This is a genomic window from uncultured Fibrobacter sp., from assembly GCF_900316465.1.
GTDB lineage: Bacteria > Fibrobacterota > Fibrobacteria > Fibrobacterales > Fibrobacteraceae > Fibrobacter.
Map to the genome: position 1 here is coordinate 1 of NZ_ONDD01000029.1, position 18,233 is coordinate 18,233.

Consider the following 18,233-nt stretch of genomic DNA (forward strand, 5'->3'; position numbering starts at 1 on the left):
CCCAGTCATGACCTAAGGCATCAACATTCTCAATTGTCTTTGTCTCTGTTGTGAAACGCATTTGTTCTGGATACTGAGATGCCATCTGAAGGAATAGCACTAAGCGCAGTTCTTTATCTAGTGTTTCCGTGAATGAGTAGTTCCAAAGGTAGTAGAACAAGTCGCTGCTTTGTGCTAGGAAACCATTCAGCAGTTCCTGATGATTGAAGGCTCTTGCCGTTTCAGTTTGTTCTTCCAGATAACTCTCGTCAATCTTTTCCGCAAGCCTCGACTTGATGTTTGCCTTCTTCGACAGGCGCTTTCTGATGTTGTCCAGAATCTCAAGGGCGGCATCTTCATTGCCACCGTCATTGCGGCCGCCGTCGGTTCTGCCCTCATGGGCTTTGTCGCGAAATACCCCTTTGCACTTGCCCCGGGCCTTGGCATTAACGCCTTCTTTGCCTACACCGTGGTGCTGAGCATGGGCTACAGCTGGCAATTCGCCTTGCTAGCCGTCTTTGTCGAAGGCATCCTGTTCTTGATTCTCTCAGTCGTTCCTGTACGCGAAAAACTCTTTAACAGCATCCCTCTTTCGCTTAAATCGGGCGTTGCAGTCGGCATCGGCATATTCATCGCCTTTATCGCCTTGCAGGGCGGTAAAATCATCGTCGCTAACAACGCCACCATCGTAAGCCTCATCAACTTCCACATGGTCGACATGCACACGAATGGCATCTGGGCAATCCTGACCCTGTTGGGCATTATCGTTACCTCGGCTTTCTTGATTAAAGGAATCCGCGGCGCCATCCTGCTGGGGATTTTTGCGACCTGGCTGCTCGGCATTGTCACCGAATTTGTTGGAGTCTACGTTCCGAACCCGGAAGCCGGATTCCATTCCGTAATTCCGCAGTTCGGCGATTACCTGCAGAGCTTGGACCGTTCCTTCCGTGAATTCGGAGTCACTTGCGGTGCATTGTTCCACCCGGAATCCTGGACGCTTACCCGAGGCGACGCCATTGTCGGCCAGGGATTTTCGCTCATCAAGTCGCTGGACTTCTTTGTCGTGATTTTCGCCTTCTTCTTTGTAGACCTGTTCGATACGCTGGGCACCCTGATTGGCGTTTCACTCCGTGGCGGGTTCCTGAAAGAAGATGGCAAGCTCCCCCGCATTTCTCAAGCGCTTAGCTGCGATGCTATCGCCACCTCGATCGGAGCCATTTGCGGAACTTCGACCACGACCACCTACGTGGAAAGTGCCGCCGGTGTCGCCTACGGCGGAAAGACAGGCCTCACCGCCGTCTCGGTCGCTCTATTCTTCTTGCTTTCGCTTCTTTTTGCACCGGTATTCATGGCTATTCCGGGCTTTGCAACGGCCCCCGCGCTCATCATGGTTGCCTACTTCATGATGACTTCCATCGCCAAAATTGACTAGACCAACCCGAGAGAATCCATTCCCGCCTTTATCTGCATGATTGCCATGCCACTTACCTACTCCATTTCGGACGGCATCATGTTCGGCGTCATCTCTTACACCTTTGTGAATGCATTAACCGGCAAGATCAAGAATGTCCACTGGGTCATGATTGTGCTCACCGTGATATTCTTGCTCAAGTACGCTTTGATGTAATGGAAGAACTCGGCTTACGCAAAAATTTCTAAATTGCATCCCGCAAAAAACGAGGATTTTATAATGGCTAAGACAACTGCAAAGAAAACTGAAAAGAAAGGCACCCAGACCAACATGTGGACCGGCCGTTTTGCTAGCGGCATGGCCCAGAGCATGGTGGACCTGAGCTTCAGCCTGCAATTCGACGCCGAACTCATCGAAGAAGACATCGAAGGCAGCATCGGCCACGGCAAGGGCCTGGTGGAATCCGGCGTGCTCAGCAAGGCCGACTACAAGAAGATTTGCGATGGCCTGGCCAGCATCCTCAAGGACTACAAGGCCGGCAAAAACCTTTGGCAGGAATCCGACGAAGACATCCACATGGCCGTGGAACGCGTGCTCACCGAACGCATCGGCGCCCTCGGCAAAAAGATTCACACGGGCCGCAGCCGTAACGACCAGGTTTGCACCGACTTCAAGCTCTACATGCGTCACCGCGCCGCCGAAATCCGCGCTCTCGAAGTTTCTTTGATGGAAACGGTTCTCGACCTCGCGAAAAAGTACTTCGGCAAGATGATGCCGGGTTACACCCACCTGCAGCAGGCACAGCCCATCTACTTCAGCCATTACCTGATGAGCATGTTCTTTGCCGTGAGCCGCGACGTGAAGCGCCTCGACAACTTCCTGGAACTGCATAGCGAACTTCCGCTGGGTAGCGGTGCCATGGCCGGTTCTGCATTCCCGTACCACCGCGCCCTCGTTGCAAAGGAACTCGGATTTAACGGCGTTAGCCCGAACAGCATCGACGCCGTGAGCCACCGCGACATGATGCTCGAATTCGAAGCGGACCTCGCCATCATTGCGAACACCATGAGCCGCTACGCCGAAGACTTTGTGAACTGGAGCACCAGCGAATTCGGCTACCTCACCTTGCACGACGCTTTCTCTAGCGGTTCCTCGATGATGCCGCAGAAGAAGAACCCCGACTCCATGGAACTTATCCGCGGAAAGTCCGGCCGCATGCTCGGCAACTTCAGCGCCCTCTACACTCTGGTGAAGGGAGCGCCGCTCAGCTACAGCCGCGACCTGCAAGAAGACAAGGAACCGGTTTTCGACTCCGTCCATAACGTGAAGGTGATTCTCCGCGTGATGAAGGAAGCCTTGGAAAGCGCTCGCTTTAATTTCGACAAGATGCACGCGAAGATGCTGCCGGCGCTGCTGGCTACCGACCTCGCAGACTTGCTGGTCGAATCCGGCGTGCCGTTCCGCGATGCCCACCACGTGGTCGGTAGCCTGGTCGGCGAAGCCGCCCGCCAAGGCCTCGAATTCACGGACCTCTCTGACGAGGCCTGGGCCAGCGCCGGTGTCCCGAACGTGAAGCAGATGAAGAAGACGCTCACGTTCGAATACAGCGTGTCCCGCCGTAACATCGAAGGCGGCACGGGTCCCAAATCCGTGAAGCAGCAGTTCAGCAAGGCCGAAGCTATCTTGAAGAAATTCAAGAAGTAGTCTAAACTACCAAAGATAAACACCTAGCGAGAGCGAGAATAGGTGACTCATAAAGCCCGCTTCGACGTGGTGTCCTTCGGTACATTCATCCGAATAAAGACTACAACTGCGCCATTCGTCGCCTGATGAATACGTTCCAAATTGCATCATGTACTTAAAGCGCGCAATGAGGGCAAACGAGAGTCCGCCGATATGTTGCGGCTTTGTCGCGAGCAGGCGGACATCCGCATTAAGGCCGAGCAGCAACACCGTCGAGACTTCGGCGTCTGAAGTCATAAAGTTGTATTCCCCAACGCCAATAAAAGGTTCCGTCTTCAAGAATCTTGAATCGAACGCCGTAAAGCCCAGCGAAAGTCCCATCAATTCATCTTCGGAAGCATCCCAGCGGTAGCCCACTTCCCTATTTATAAGCCCATAAGCCCAAAGCGCGTTAAGGGAGAGACGTCTAATCTGAAGGCTGACTTCACCAATAAAGGAAGAACCCATCTTGGTATCGAAAAAATCGGTGGCATCGCCCGTCATGAACCCAAGCCACTGGCCAATAAATAAGCCCAAACCACCTGTATAATACTTGTGCTTGAGCGGATCGACACGGAAATCGCGAAGGGGTTTCATCACCTTTTCGACATACGGAAGAGTCTGTTCGTCAAGGACCCTCGCATAAGGCGACGCCGGATACGTGTCTACGAATTTCTTGCCACGGTCCAAAAGCATGCCCGCACAAGTTGTGTCATTGATTTGTGTCCAGTGAATTGGACGACCGAGATAAGTATCAGACATCTTGACAATCGCAAGTTCTGAATAGAGGAGCAATCGATAGAGTTCCTTGTACTCATCCGAAACGTCCGAACTGTCTACGCGCGCACAAAGGGAATCGGCCTTCTGTAATGTGAACGGATGCAAATCACGGTACAGGTATACAGCGAGCGGGTCCGGTTCTGTTACGCGAATATCCCTTTCCGGTTTGTACGTAGAATCAAGCAAAGTACGGCGCAAATCCGCATAAATTTCGATACCTTGCGTGAAGTTTTTAAGTTCCATATTGATGAGGTATTCCTCGAAACGGGTAAGAGGCGCTCCCTCTTTCGCATTGGTTTTCAGGTAGTTGAAAGCCTGGTCCGCACGTTCGTGGTCACCCGACTCAAGCGAAGTCTTGAGTACATCGCGAGCACGTAAATAAAGCGTTCTCTTCGAAGGCTGCACGGACGAATCTTGAGCCCAAGGCAGAGAAACGCCGAGCAACAAGAGGGCTACAAAAACGAGAGTTGAAAATCTTACCATAAATACAATCCAAGGCCAAAAGCAAAGAAGGGCGTTACACCGGAACCCTTGACAAACGTGTCGTCAAATTCCATATACGAAATACCGAACTTGCCGACCAGCGAGAAACTCGTGAGCATTGAGTTCGACAAGAGGAAATACGCCGTACCGAATTTGTAATCGACATTCACCGCCAAGGTATATGCGGCACTTTCTGCATACATATCATTGTCGCCCGCGCTTATGTATTCCTTTTCGCCACCAGGCATGGCCACATAGCAGTCTTTCTTGGCTTCAAGAATCATGGCTGGCATACCAAATCCAATATAGGGGCGAACCTTTAAATAACGGCTATCGTAAACAACGTAACCTAACCCAAGCGAGTAGGTCGCAACGCCAGACGCACCGGAAGGCAGCAATTCAAAGGAGAACGAAACACGACTGAATTGCAAGTAGATTTCAAGATAGATAGACGGGTCTTCATATTCAAACAGATCGGAGCGATACAAATTGTCCATCCCAAAGGCAAGACCGCCCGAGACCAGGAACAAGTTGACCCCGAGACCACCAGTATAGAATTTCTTGGCAATATTTTCTTCTTTGTGTTCTGCACGGTCCTGGAGCATGAATTCCAAAAAATCATTGCGGAAAAAAGGCCCTGCAACACTTTTTTCAATCCATTTCGCATCGGGGTGATCCGGATACTTATTGAGATACATTTGCGAAAGTCTTTTAATGCGTTCGTTAACCCTTTGGTCACTGTAGGCATCGCTCAAAAGCAAGAGTATCTTGAGTTCAAGTTTATCGCTTTCTGGTAACGAACTATTGTCAATATCATTTTCCACGTGGGCAAGAAGAGTTTTAGACGTATCATACGAGCTCAGAGAATTCTTAAGGTACTGCGCAAGTCCGTCATTTTCGAAAAAACGCACCTGCTCACTAATCACCTCATGGTAGAATTGCTTATACAGATTCACTTCGTACTTTAGCAGCTGCGGCCACATTTTCTTGACAATAAACACCGCCTCGGCCTCTACATCGGCCAACGGAACAAGGTCTTCTGTCCTCATGGCATGCAGTTCTTCGACACCTTGCGAAATCTGCGCGGTATCTCCCTGCTTTATGGATTCAAGGAGAGCTTCACGCCGCTGGTAAATCTTTTCCGTTTCCGTTCCCGATTCCGACATCAGCGATTGCTCAAACGCATCGCTCGTTGACATCGAAGTCGCGGTATCTGCAACATCCGTGGATTCCGAATCCTGCATCAGGGATTTTTCAAAGTCATCAAATTCACCGGCATAGGCAAATGGAGTTGCCAATAGAGCAACAGCAAAAAACAATTTCAATCTACGTACAATCACAAGCACCTCCCCTATTCCTTTGCCTTAGCCGCCTTGATTTGCTCCTGCCACTTGGTAATCAGCGGAGCCTCAGCGTACAATAAGTCAACATGCAAAGTCAGGCAGTGCGAAACTGTCGTCATATACTGTGTATACAAGTAAGCGGTCTTTGTTTCTGCGTTCTTGACGTAGACAATGTTTGCACCAACGCGCCTAGCCTCTTGACGCAAAAAATCAATCGTACCCATATCGGAACAACCCGAAGATGCTTCCGTCAGGATCGATCCGAGGAAATTGAATTCGGGCGGCAAAACCGGAATCGCGCGAGCATTCACGAAAATGACTTCAGAAAGCGAATCAAGCGGAGTCGGATTATTGGGCAAACCGACAGTGTGGTGCGGAGTACCAAAACACGCCGAAAGGGACAGCGCCGCAAACATAAGGAGAACTAATCCAATATACTTCATACTACAAATCTCCCACGCAGCGAACGTTCATATAATTGTCCCAATCCGGGTTCCAATTAGTCCCAAGATCCGAGCGATGGGAATACAGCGACAAAACATGAGCACCGCGGTAGCCACTAGTCACATCTGTCCAGAAAACAGCCTCCTTACCAAAATAACTTATGGCGTTATAAGCGTATTCCTTGTAACCAGCCGGGTATGCATTAAAGCCGATTTCGTCTGTCCCTTGCGGCACGTCATCCGAGTAATCCCAATAATCTTTCGATTTCAGAACATAACCATATTCGATACCCCCAATAAATTCAACGAGCTTTTCTACATCCTCTTCTGTAGGCATGCGCATTCCTTCGGGGCAAACACTAGAATAGTTCTCACCACCACTTGCGGCATCTTGCCACACATAATACCTACCACACTTGATGCCATATTCTTCGCATTTGGGATTGGTGCGGCTGTATTGTGTTTCATAATCCAGGTTCTCCGCCATCCATACCAAATCGTCTAGAATAATCACCTTATATACTTTTCCATCGCGGCTATCAGAAATTTTTGCAGACTTTACCGTCTTGAACTTTTCATGGAGAGCCTTGATAGCGACCGTATCCTCGTTGACATCATGCAACTTCTTGTCTGTGTCGGCACTGCGCAGGGCAACCCAATAGCCTTTACTGCAGGCATAATCCTTCCTATGTTCATTCACATGAACGACAAGTCCTTCTCGATCGTCAGTGCAATCGGGAAGATCTCCTCTTGCCTGTGCATTGTACGAAGGAGAGCGATCATCGTAATTTTCACTGGGAGCATAGCCTACATCTGTTGAGCAAGCCCCCAAAAGAGAAATTACCGAAGAGAACAGGAGATAACGTAATTTCTTCATCGTGATTATATATAAAATATGCGAGTTTATTCAAAAAACTATTCTTCGATGCACCTGACCGAGAAGGCATTTTTAGCATCCTTCTCCTCTATCGAGATTTTCTCATCGTAATAACGCAGCCAAAGCACCGACTTATCGCTCCCCCACATGTAGGAACTGTAAGTCACGTCGAAGAAATCTCCCGATTCGCGACCACCCGCAGGCATGGCGTTAAAGCCCATGTAATTCGTTCCACGAGAGCCCTTATCCGTCCAACCATCACGAGAACGCAAAGAGCTTCCAAAGCCCACGGCACCATAAATAGTCTGGAAATCACTCTTTGTCGGAAGACGCCAACCTTCAGGACAAACCGTTTGAGCAGCCTCGAAAGAATACAAGCGGCCATACTTGTCGCAATTCTTTTCGTCATCGTTGTAGCACCAACTGTCATCAGTCTTCACCGCCGCATTTTCGGCCATCCAGTTCTGAGTACCGATTTTAATCGTCTTATAGGACTTTCCGTCAATTTCCATTTGACCATAATCAAAAGGAATATTATCGAGGTAAGACGAATCCACGTTCCCTTCGATTTTAGCACTCGCGGTACTCATGGCGAGAATGCAGCGAACCGACATGCCGTGGTCTTTGTAATAATTTCCATTATCCAAATGAGCGTTGTCGTAACGAAGAGTCCATCCGGAACTTGTAGCCGCATCTACCTGGGCACTTGACCAGAAGAATGCATACTTGCCAGCACTCATAAAACCGCCTTCGCTGTTACGACGGCCAGCCGGGAGGGCGGCAAAGCCAGAACGGTTGAGAGCCTTGGGAATATTGTCTTCGTCTTCCCAGCCTTCGACAGCCTTCATATCGGCTCCAATCGGATCCCCACCATTCGTGAACATGAGATATTGAGCAAGGTTTTGCCAATCATCAACCGTAGGAAGCCTCCAGTTTTCGGGACAAATCCCATGCACCCCATACGTATAGTCATACGTGTACGTTGCCAAACTGGAATTGTATTTTGATTCCAAATTCATTGCGGCAGTCCAGGAATACAACGGGCCATAGATTTCGCAATCGCCGTCATCTTCGTGGCACCACATATTGCCTTTCAAATTGGGAGTCTTGGAGCTATCGGCATAGCGCAGGTTTTCGGCCATCCAAAGTTGACCATTTACCTGAACCACGGAATACTTTTGACCGTCTCGATCATCCGTAAACTTACCATTGGTCAACTTTACCGACAAAGTCGCACCATCATTCCAATCGTAATTGGCCGACTCATCATCGCAAGCCACAAACCACGCCAAACAAGCCAATGAAAGAACGAGTCTTTTCATATATCCTCCTTTCTCAGAATTTTACGTTCTAAATATAAACAAAAAGGAACCCGAAATTTCGGGTTCCTTTTAAATTTCTTTACAAAGAAACTAACAGCCGAGCTTAGCGGAGAGGTAAGCTTCGAGTTCGTCGATCTTGACCAGTTCCTGCTTCATGGAGTCGCGTTCGCGAACAGTCACGTAGCCGAGCTTTGCCGGATCGGATTCACCCTCGCCCACGGTGTCGAAGTCAACGGTCACGCAGAACGGCGTGCCGAGTTCGTCCTGACGGCGGTAGCGCTTACCGATGGACTGCGTTTCATCGTATTCCACATTCCAGCGGTTGAGGAGTTTCTGGTAGAGTTCTTCGGCCTTGGCCTTCACCTGGCCCTTCTTCACCAGCGGGAGAACGGCAACCTTCACCGGAGCAATCTTCGGGTCAAAGTGGAGCACGGTACGTTCGTCGTTTTCCAGCTTTTCCACGTCGTAGGCGTCGCAGAGGAGCACCAGGAGCAGGCGTTCCACACCGAGGGACGGTTCCACCACATACGGGATGTAGCGCTTGTTCTGGACCGGGTCAATGTATTCCTGCTTGACCTTGGATTCGTTCTGGTGCTGCGTCAAGTCGTAGTTCGTACGGCTTGCAATACCCCAGAGTTCGCCCCAACCGAACGGGAATTCGTATTCAACGTCGGTGGTACCGTTGGAGTAGTGAGAAAGTTCTTCCTTGGCATGTTCGCGGAGGCGGAGCTTTTCCTTGTTCACGCCGAGGTCGTTCACGAGCCAGTCGAAGCAGTACTTGCGCCAGAAGTTGTACCAGTCAAGTTCGGTGCCCGGTTCGCAGAAGAATTCCAGTTCCATCTGTTCGAATTCGCGGGTACGGAAGATGAAGTTACCCGGAGTGATTTCGTTACGGAAGGACTTACCGATCTGACCCACACCAAACGGAATGCGCGGGCGGACGTTGTCGACAATGTTCTTGAAGTCAACGAAGATACCCTGGGCCGTTTCCGGACGGAGGTACACCTTGTTGCCTTCGCCTTCGATCACGCCGATTTCGGTCTGGAACATCAGGTTGAATGCGCGGGGCTTGGTCCAGTCGGTCTTGCCGCAGGTCGGGCATTCGATCTTGTTGTCCATCATCATCTGGTGGACTTCGTCAAAGTTCTTGCCGGCGCAGCAGCCTTCGCCGAGCTTGTCTTCCAAAAGTTGGTCGGCACGGAAACGTTCGTGGCAAGCGAGGCAGTCGACCAGCGGATCAGAGAAGTTACCCACGTGGCCAGAGGCCTTCCATACGCGGGGGTTCAAGAGAATAGAACTGTCGAGACCGAGCACATCCTGACGGCTGGTCACGAACTTCTTCCACCAGAGGTTCTTGATGTTGCGCTTCAGTTCCACGCCATACGGACCGTAGTCCCAAGTGTTGGCGAGGCCGTCGTAAATTTCGGAGCCGGGGAAAATGAAACCACGGCGCTTGCAGAGGGAGATGATGTCCTTGAGGGCATCCTGAACTTTCTTTGCCATTATATAATCCTTTATCGGCTAATCTAGCCGGACTAGGAACCTACCTGGATGATAGGCCCTGACGGCGCGTAAAAATAGAAAAATATACAACTCCGATAAGGCTATTTTCGCCAAAAAACGCGATATATGTATACAAGTACTTACACTTAGAGTTCCGCAAGGAAAATAAAAGTTTTAGAAACCGGAGAAATATATTATATTGCTGGAATCTATGCGAACGTTTGGTTTACTACTGTCGATTGTATTGTTTTTTTCAGCTTGTGCGTCAAACAAAAATACGGCCCAAGATACTCAGCCTAGCACCGAGCCTGAAACACAGATTTTGCCCCCTTCCGAAACAGAAAGCGAATTTACCGGCAACCCGATTTTTGATGAAGCCGATGCAGGAAATTCCGAAGTTGCCGCCAACGATGTCACTGGAGCCGACTCCGACATAGAAGGATCCGATAGCGAGGGCTCCGACAGTGAATCCGAAATGAGCCAGGAAGAAGCCGACGCCGAACTCGCCGCCGACATGGCCGAAGGCGATTCCGCCTCTCTTGAAACGCTCCCCAAGCTGACGCTTGACATGACCACCGCCTTTGTTCCCACGGCAAGCCGCCGTATTTCGGCCCCCTATGGCATTCGAACCTACCGTATGCACCGCGGTGTCGATATGGGCCTTTGCCATGGCGAAGACCGCACCATTGTGGCCGCCTTTACAGGAGTTGTCACCAAGGTACGTAACCAAGGCCGCCGCAAAGGCTACGGCAAGTACGTGATTCTGGACCACGGCAACGGACTCACCACGCTCTACGCCCATCTCGCCAGCTGGAAAGTGAACGTCGGCGACACCCTGCAAGCCGGCGATACGATCGGCGTAGGCGGCAACACGGGCCGTTCCTTCGGCGCCCACCTACACTTCGAGATGAAGTACCACGGCAACTACATCGATCCAGCTACGATTTTCAACTTTGAAGAAGGCACGTTCCAGAGCGCCCTCATTACGCTTGAACCGCAAGAAATACTCGCTGTTGAAGAAGGTTTCCAGAAGGAACTTTCCAAGCACCGCTACTACAAGGTAAGAAGCGGCGACTGCCTCGGCAAAATCGCCCGCAAATACGGCATTTCTGTAACGAGACTCAAGCAGCTGAACGGCATCAAGGGCAACACCATTCGCCCAGGCCAAGTGCTCCGCTGCTCGTAAACCGCGCCACGCGCAACCATGCTACCCATTCACTTTGCCCCACTCCAGGGATTTACCGAATCGGTTTACCGGCTAGCCCACAGCAAGTTCGCCCCCGGAATCCACACCTACTACACACCGTTTCTTAGGTTGGAAAAAGGCGAAGTCCGGGCCAAGGACCTCCGCGATTTGCAGACGGAGCATCCTTACCATCTAGTGCCCCAAATCATCGTACGCGATGTCGCGGAATTTAACCTTCTGACCAAGGCCGTTACGGAGCTCGGTTTCAAGGAAATCGACATCAACATGGGATGCCCTTACCCCATGCAGACCAAGTCAGGCCGAGGTTCCGGAATACTTCCCCACCCCGAGAAGGTACGCGAAATCCTCGACGCCATCAGTACGAGCATCCCCAAGTTCAGCATCAAGATGCGTCTCGGGCTGACCTCCCCAGAAGAATGCCTGCAACTGCTACCGCTCCTGAACGAAGCCCCCCTCGCCCACATTACCCTTCACCCGCGGGTCGGAATCCAGCAGTATAAGGGCGCACTTGACTTCGAGACTTTTGACAAATTCTACGGCGAATGCAAGCACCCGCTGATTTTTAACGGCGACATCACCGACCTCAAGCAGATTCAGTATATCGAGACCCGCTATCCGAAACTCGCGGGAATCATGATCGGCAGGGGTCTCCTCGCGAACCCGGTTCTTGCCGCCCAGTACGCCGGACTCCCCTGCGGCTCTACAACCGAAACGCTTCTCAAAATTCACGCCGACATCGCGGCCGACTACGCCCGCCGCTTACAAGGCAACGCCCAAATTCTAGACAAAATCCGCCCCTTCTGGACGTATGCGGACCTTCCGAAGAAGACCCGCAAGAAAATCGAGAAATCCAAGACCCTCGAAGAATACCTCGAAGCCGTCAACGAGCTCGCTTAACCAAATTCGCTTAGCCGTTCTCGGCGTTTGCTGAATCCACCGGCACCAGCCGCCTATAGGTTTTATCTATAAAGATAGCTCCGAGCGGGGCCGTTACCATAATCGCCACTGCCGCAAGCGTGAGCACATTGTTGCCACAGGCAAGGCCAAAACTTAAAGGCACGCCACCGATAGCCGCCTGGACTGTCGCCTTCGGCACATAGGCCAACATGCAGAACAGACGTTCCTTTTTGTTCAGCGGAGTACGCAGCATGCAAATGGCCACACCCGCCATTCTAAAGAACATCGCGCCCAGCACCACGAAAATCGCGCCGATTCCCGCCGTAAACGCGTAAGCCACATCCAAGGTGCTACCCACCAGCACAAACAAGATAATCTCGGCCGCGACCCAGAACTTGGTGAACTTGCCGCTAATGCGTTTAGCAAGCTCCGGGTGTTTTCCGTAAATGCAGGCAGCAATGGCAACCACCGCAATCATGCCGCTGAACGGCACCACATGGCTAATATCATGCTCCAGCTCGTTCAGTAAGAAGGCGAAACTCAAGATAATCAGCACCTTCACCGTATCGCGCATGTGCTTGTGCTTAAAGAACCACACCAACGCATAGCCGCAAGCCACCCCCACCGCTGCACCGAGGGTAATGGAGACCGGCACCGAAAGGAAACTCGTCGCCGAAACAGTCTCACCCTTCAAAAGCGCCAAGAACGCCGCGAAAGTCACCAGCACATACACATCATCTAGCGAAGCACCCGCCAGAAGCATCTGGGGGATCCCCCGTTTGACGCCGCGATTCTCTTCGCGCATCTTGAGCATGCGCGGCACCACCACCGCCGGCGACACCGCCGCAATGGCAGAACCCATGAGGGCAGCCTCCCAATAAGTCACCCCCATCAGCGGCGGCGCAAGCAGTACCACGCCAACAATCTCAGTCGAGGCCGGCACAAAACACATCATCAAGGCCGAGCGTCCAATCCGCTTGAATTCCCGCATATCGAGGGTCAACCCCGCGCGCGTCAGGATAATCACCAGCGCCAGCTGCCTCAAGTCCGCTGAAATATCCAAAAAAGCGGGCCGAAGCAGATTCAATGCGTGAGGTCCGAGAATAATCCCAGTTAGAATCATTCCGAGGATACTTGGGAGCTTAAGCTTGACGAAAATCGAGCCCAAAAGCAGCCCAAGCAAGAAAATAAGTGCGAGAGAAGTCAACATAATGCAATTTTCGGTGCCAAAGATAGAAATTCAACTATATTTTGGCATATGAAGGGGAAATTCCACACCAAGCACGGATTTACCATGATTGAAGTCATGGTGGTCATCGTTATCCTAGGGGTACTTTCGGCGATTGGAGTTCCCAAAATCATTGGCTATACAGAAAAGACCAAAGAAAAAGCAGATTTAATGAAGCTTTACTATTTGCGCGACGCCCTGAACAAGGCCATCATCATCAATGGAGAAGCTTTATACAATAGCTCCTATTTATCTTCAGGAGATGAATCAACCAATCAAAAAAATCGTGACAAGTTAAAGGGATTTTTGGAAAATGAATCCGGCGTCACCTTATTTGTGATTGAAATGAAAGGAGGGGCTTCCATGAATGTCCAAGCCTCTCACGGAAGCGCGAACAATACCGCAAACATGTGCGAATTGATTGGAGATGCCGGAACTTGGTACGACGCCCTAAAAGAAGCCCGCTTTGAAGGCGTTGCCGACATTGTTGCTTATAGAAAGAAAACCAACAATAACACCGGCATTAAAAACGATGTTGAAAAAAATGGAAAGTCCCACTCCACATTCACGGTAAAAGAGGATGGCTCAAACTGGCGTACCTACCCCAATACTCCAATGTTCATTTCTAGCGAATTGAATTACGGGAAAGCCGCCGGCTTGGATAAAATAACGTCGCAGGGCAACAATAAAACCAATTATCGCTTGACAATGAGTTTCCAGTGGACTGGCGCAAAGGAATCTAGCCACTCTATAGAAGTCGCACTGCTCCCCAATGGAGCCAAGATGTACAACAAATCGAACGGCCGCGGAGGCGCATTTCTCACGGACCGCGGGGTTTGTTTCTCGACCTATGGCGATAGAGGTTGCGCAGACTACAAGTACTAATTACACGTACAAGTAATCGTTCAATACCGGCTGCAGGCCTTCGCCCGAAATGTCGCTGTACATGGCGTTGAAGCTGCGGCCATCATTAATTTCAAACTGTTCGTCGCCGCCTTCGCCGTCGTCGTGACCGCTATATTTGCTTTCGTGGTCGCCAATGCCGGTCGAAACACCTGCAGAAACTTTAGTCGCCGCAATTTTCACGATGCCGTTACGGAATTCCTTGCTTTCGCGGCTGGAAACCGTGATGCCCACATACGGCAAGAAGATGCGGTAAGCACAAAGCACCTGGCAGAGTTCCTTCTCGTGAACATCCAGCGGGTCAATCTTGTCGTTATTGATAATCGGGCGGAGTCGCGGGCAGCTCAAACTCATTTCGGCATGCGGATACTTCTTCTGCAAGAAATACACATGGAGCGCGCTAGCTAAAGCATCGCGGCGGAAGTCCGAAAGTCCAAGGAGTGCAGAGAATGCCACCCCGCGCATGCCTGCCATCAGGGCGCGTTCCTGGGAATCAAAGCGGTACGGGAATACGCGCTTGTGTCCCATCAGGTGAAGTTGTTCGAAACGAACCTTGTCGTAGGTTTCCTGGAAAACCGTCACGTAGTCCACGCCGCATTCGTGCAGGTAGCGGTATTCGTCCGTATTCACCGGATAAACTTCGATGCCTACCATGCGGAAATACTTGCGGGCTAGCTTGCAGGCTTCGCCAATATATTCCACGCTGCTTTTGGCGCGGCTTTCGCCCGTGAGAATCAGGATTTCTTCCATACCGCTGTCGGCAATCACCTTCATCTCGTGCTCGATTTGCTCCATGGTGAGCTGCATGCGCTTGATGTGGTTGTAGCAGTTGAACCCGCAATAGACACAGTAGTTTTCGCAGTAGTTCGCAATATAGAGCGGCGTGAAGAAATAGACGTTGTTGCCAAAATGCTTGCTCGTTTCGATTTTGGCCTTGGCGGCCATCTGTTCCAGGTACGGGGCGGCCGCCGGAGAAAGGAGAGCCTTGAAATCTTCGAGCGTGCAGCGTTCATGTTCCAGAGCGCGCTTTACGTCCTTGCCGGTGTACTTGGTATAGTCGTAATTTTCCGATTCGGCAAGCACCTTGTCAGCGATGTCCGACTGGATAACTTCCATGCCGGGCAAGTAGTCCATTATATTAGTACGTGCACTAGGGTCGTTTTCAATGCGGTGCTTTTTAGCGAGAGCGCCTTCCGAAAGGTTGCCTGAATCAAACAGGTAGTTGTTGTCTTTTCTAGCGGTTTCCATTATACAGTCAATAGTCAATAGTCTTTTTTCGCCGGAAAATATAGAAAAGATGCCCAAATCTTGCTAGAAGTAGCTTTTTCCTAAAATTTTCCTCTTTTTTGCTCTATTTTAGCCCTAAAAAAGAAGATTCCCGGTCAAGCCGGGAATGACAAATCCGCTTTTTTACCTATATTTACCGCCAAATTGCATTTTTGCCTGGGTCCTGTGACCAGATTCGCCAATTCCACTGGTGCAAGAGCAGGGAAACTCGGACAAAAACATGTAATGAAACAACAAACACAAAAAAAGGAATGGCTATAATGGCTACTATCACTAAAGAAAAGGCTGCAGAAATCACCGCTAAGTTCGGAGCAAACGAAAAGGACACCGGTAACGTCCGCGTTCAGATCGCTCTCCTCACCGAGAAGATCAAGAACCTCACCGAACATGCAAAGACCCACAAGAAGGACTTCCACTCCCTGCGCGGTCTGTCCATGATGGTTTCTAAGCGCAAGAACCTCCTCAAGTACTACGGCGAAAAGGACATTATCGCCCAGCGTGCCTTGATCAAGGAACTCGGTCTGCGCGGCTAATTCTTCAGACTGGAGAAATTTATGTCTATTGACGCATACCATCAAAAATACGGCAAGATGCTCGACCCGAAGGAAGTGTCCGTAACGCTTCCCGATGGCCGTGTGATCACGTTTGAAACGGGCCGTATTGCCAAGCAGGCACGCGGTGCTGCAGTCGCCAAGATGGGCGATGCATTCGTGCTTTCCACTGTCTGCTACGGCGAAGAAAAAGAAGGTGATTTCTTCCCTCTCACTGTGGAATATCGCGAAAAGGCCTACGCCGCTGGTCGCCTCCCGGGCGGCTACAGCAAGCGCGAAGCCGGACGTCCCTCTGACGAAGAAACTCTTTCTGCCCGTATCATTGACCGCCCGATTCGCCCGATGTTCCCCGAGAACTTCACGCGCGAAGTCCAGGTGATTGTGCAGGTTCTTTCTGCTGACCGCAAGTTCGCACCCGATGTGCTCGGCGTGTCTGCAGCATCCCTCTCTATCGGTCTTTCTGAACTGCCCTTCGAACAGCAGGTTGCCGCCGTACGCGTGGCCGTGGTCGATGGTCAGAACATCGTGATGCCCACCTACGAACAGATGGCCTGCGCCGATCTGGACCTGGTGGTCGCCGGTACCGAAGATTCCGTCTGCATGGTGGAAGGCGGTGCCTACGAAGTGTCCGAAGACACGATGATCAACGCAATTCTCGCCGGTCACGAAGCTATCAAGGCTATGTGCAAGGCCCAACAGGAACTGGTGGACCGCTGCGCTAAGCCCAAGATGGAACTCAAGCCGCAGCACGTTGGCGAAGCCCACGAAAAGCTTCTCGCCACGGTGAAGGAAGTCGTGTGGGACGAACTGAACAAGGACGTCCACTCCAACATGGTGAAGACCGACTTCTATCCGGCTATGGCAGACCTCTGCGCGAAGATGCTCGAAGACGAACGCATTCTCGCTATCATTGGCAAGGACGAAGAACAGGATCCTGCTCTCGTTGCAGACGCTAAGGCAATCTTTAGCGACTACGAACGCACTGCCATGCGCGAAATGATCCTGAACGAAGACGTGCGCCTCGACGGCCGTACTACGACCGAAGTCCGCCCGATCGAAATCGAACTCGGCGTTCTCCCGAGCGCTCACGGTTCTGCGATCTTCCAGCGTGGCGAAACCCAGGGTCTCGTGGTCTGCACGCTCGGCTCCAAGGCCGACGAACAGCGCTACGAAAGCCTGCAGGGCGAAGGCTCCAAGAGCTACATGCTGCATTACAACTTCCCGCCGTACTGCGTGGGTGAATGCAAGCGCCTCGGCATGAGCCGCCGCGAAATCGGTCACGGCCACTTGGCCGAACGTTCTCTCGCAGCAGTGCTCCCGCTGCCGGAAGACTTCCCGTACACCATCCGCGTGGTTTCCGAAATTCAGGAATCCAACGGTTCTTCTTCCATGGCCTCTGTTTGCGGTGGCTGCCTCAGCTTGATGGACGCTGGCGTTCCTATCAAGGCTCCGGTCGCAGGTGTCGCCATGGGCCTCATCTCCGAAAAGGGTTCCGTCAAGGAAGGCGGCAAGATCAAGATCTTGACCGACATCACCGGTACGGAAGACCACCTCGGCGATATGGACTTCAAGGTGACGGGTACTGCCGAAGGTATCACTGCCTTCCAGATGGATATCAAGATCCGCGGCATTACGCCGGAACTCATGCGCGAAGCTCTGGAACAGGCTCGTCAGGGCCGTCTCCACATCTTGGGCAAGATGGCTGAACTCGGCCTCGCCGCTCCGCGTCCGAAGGTTTCCGAAAAGGCTCCGACCATGATCAAGATGCGCATCCCGACCAACAAGATCCGTGACGTTATCGGTTCCGGTGGCTCCGTGATCAAGGGCATGCAGTCTCAGACGGGTTGCACGATCAACATCGACGACGATGGTAACATCGATATCGCAGCTCCGACCGGTAAGGCCGCCGCTGTTTGCCGCCGCATGATCGAAGAACTCACTGCCGAACCTGAACCGGGCCGCAAGTACAAGGGCAAGGTGAAGACGATCCAGCCGTTTGGCGCATTCGTCGAAATCCTCCCGGGTCGTGACGGTCTCGTGCACATCTCCGAACTTGCCGACCACCGCGTCGAAAAGGTCGAAGACGTTGTTCACGTCGGTGACGAAGTCGAAGTGCTCTGCCTCGGTGTCGACCCGAAGGGCAAGGTGAAGCTTTCCATGAAGGCTTTGCTCCCTCCGAAGCCGGCTACCGAAGCTCCGGCCGCTGAAGCACCCGCTGCTGAAGCTGCTCCGGAAGCACCGGCCGAAGCATAATTTAATACAAATTATGTAATACAATTAATTACAGCCGTCAGTCT

At 51.6% G+C, this 18,233-nt stretch carries 16 protein-coding genes; 8 read left to right on the forward strand and 8 right to left on the reverse strand.

Annotated features, from left to right (window positions below):
- Positions 1–199 precede the first annotated feature (199 nt).
- From QZN53_RS10685 to argH, 3 genes are all read left to right on the forward strand, one after another.
- Positions 200–1,411: an NCS2 family permease gene (locus QZN53_RS10685; RefSeq protein ID WP_163438947.1), complete on the forward strand. Its 1,212-nt coding sequence runs from the start codon at positions 200–202 to the stop codon at positions 1,409–1,411.
- Positions 1,412–1,447: 36 nt separating this feature from the next.
- Positions 1,448–1,606 carry a hypothetical protein gene (locus QZN53_RS10690; protein ID WP_163438948.1) on the forward strand — a complete coding sequence of 53 codons (159 nt, stop codon included), beginning with the start codon at positions 1,448–1,450 and terminating at the stop codon, positions 1,604–1,606.
- 63 nt (positions 1,607–1,669) lie between these two features.
- Positions 1,670–3,094, forward strand: a complete 1,425-nt coding sequence (argH, locus tag QZN53_RS10695; protein ID WP_163438949.1) for an argininosuccinate lyase — start codon at positions 1,670–1,672, stop codon at positions 3,092–3,094.
- Positions 3,095–3,100: 6 nt separating this feature from the next.
- On the opposite strand, the gene QZN53_RS10700 is transcribed toward argH, so the two are convergent.
- The 6 genes from QZN53_RS10700 to QZN53_RS10725 all read right to left on the reverse strand — a co-directional run bounded on the left by QZN53_RS10700 (position 3,101) and on the right by QZN53_RS10725 (position 9,863).
- On the reverse strand, positions 3,101–4,375 hold the full coding sequence (locus QZN53_RS10700; protein ID WP_163438950.1) for a hypothetical protein: 1,275 nt from the start codon (positions 4,373–4,375) through the stop codon (positions 3,101–3,103).
- A complete protein-coding gene (locus QZN53_RS10705; RefSeq protein ID WP_163438951.1) occupies positions 4,369–5,715 on the reverse strand; it encodes a hypothetical protein in 1,347 nt (448 codons plus the stop codon). The genes QZN53_RS10700 and QZN53_RS10705 overlap by 7 nt, the downstream gene beginning before the upstream one ends.
- Positions 5,716–5,726: 11 nt before the next feature.
- Positions 5,727–6,134, reverse strand: coding sequence for a hypothetical protein (locus QZN53_RS10710; protein ID WP_163438952.1), 408 nt, complete (start codon positions 6,132–6,134; stop codon positions 5,727–5,729).
- 28 nt (positions 6,135–6,162) lie between these two features.
- A complete protein-coding gene (locus tag QZN53_RS10715; RefSeq protein WP_163438953.1) occupies positions 6,163–6,861 on the reverse strand; it encodes an FISUMP domain-containing protein in 699 nt (232 codons plus the stop codon).
- A gap of 215 nt (positions 6,862–7,076) precedes the next feature.
- Positions 7,077–8,360 carry an FISUMP domain-containing protein gene (locus tag QZN53_RS10720; RefSeq protein WP_163438954.1) on the reverse strand — a complete coding sequence of 428 codons (1,284 nt, stop codon included), beginning with the start codon at positions 8,358–8,360 and terminating at the stop codon, positions 7,077–7,079.
- Positions 8,361–8,450: 90 nt separating this feature from the next.
- A complete protein-coding gene (locus QZN53_RS10725; protein ID WP_073317121.1) occupies positions 8,451–9,863 on the reverse strand; it encodes a glycine--tRNA ligase in 1,413 nt (470 codons plus the stop codon).
- A 322-nt stretch (positions 9,864–10,185) separates the two neighbouring features.
- Here QZN53_RS10725 and QZN53_RS10730 point away from each other — a divergent pair, with 322 nt between their 5' ends.
- Entirely contained in the window at positions 10,186–11,049 is an 864-nt protein-coding gene (locus tag QZN53_RS10730) for a peptidoglycan DD-metalloendopeptidase family protein (RefSeq protein ID WP_294653019.1), read from the forward strand.
- Between the two features lie 18 nt (positions 11,050–11,067).
- Entirely contained in the window at positions 11,068–11,967 is a 900-nt protein-coding gene (locus QZN53_RS10735; protein WP_163438956.1) for a tRNA-dihydrouridine synthase family protein, read from the forward strand.
- 10 nt (positions 11,968–11,977) lie between these two features.
- Here the strand turns inward: QZN53_RS10735 and QZN53_RS10740 are convergent, their stop codons facing one another.
- The gene (locus QZN53_RS10740; protein ID WP_163438957.1) at positions 11,978–13,177 is read right to left on the reverse strand and encodes a cation:proton antiporter; all 1,200 of its coding nucleotides are present in this window, start codon (positions 13,175–13,177) and stop codon (positions 11,978–11,980) included.
- A gap of 48 nt (positions 13,178–13,225) precedes the next feature.
- Between QZN53_RS10740 and QZN53_RS10745 the strand changes: the two genes are divergently transcribed.
- On the forward strand, positions 13,226–14,080 hold the full coding sequence (locus QZN53_RS10745) for a type II secretion system protein (protein WP_163438958.1): 855 nt from the start codon (positions 13,226–13,228) through the stop codon (positions 14,078–14,080).
- Here the strand turns inward: QZN53_RS10745 and thiH are convergent, their stop codons facing one another.
- Positions 14,081–15,346, reverse strand: a complete 1,266-nt coding sequence (gene thiH, locus QZN53_RS10750; RefSeq protein WP_163438959.1) for a 2-iminoacetate synthase ThiH — start codon at positions 15,344–15,346, stop codon at positions 14,081–14,083.
- 299 nt (positions 15,347–15,645) lie between these two features.
- On the opposite strand from thiH, the gene rpsO reads away from it, so the two are divergent.
- Together rpsO and pnp are read left to right on the forward strand one after the other, a co-directional pair.
- Entirely contained in the window at positions 15,646–15,918 is a 273-nt protein-coding gene (rpsO, locus tag QZN53_RS10755) for a 30S ribosomal protein S15 (protein ID WP_072978575.1), read from the forward strand.
- Positions 15,919–15,939: 21 nt separating this feature from the next.
- Positions 15,940–18,189, forward strand: coding sequence for a polyribonucleotide nucleotidyltransferase (gene pnp / locus QZN53_RS10760; RefSeq protein WP_163438960.1), 2,250 nt, complete (start codon positions 15,940–15,942; stop codon positions 18,187–18,189).
- Positions 18,190–18,233 lie beyond the last annotated feature (44 nt).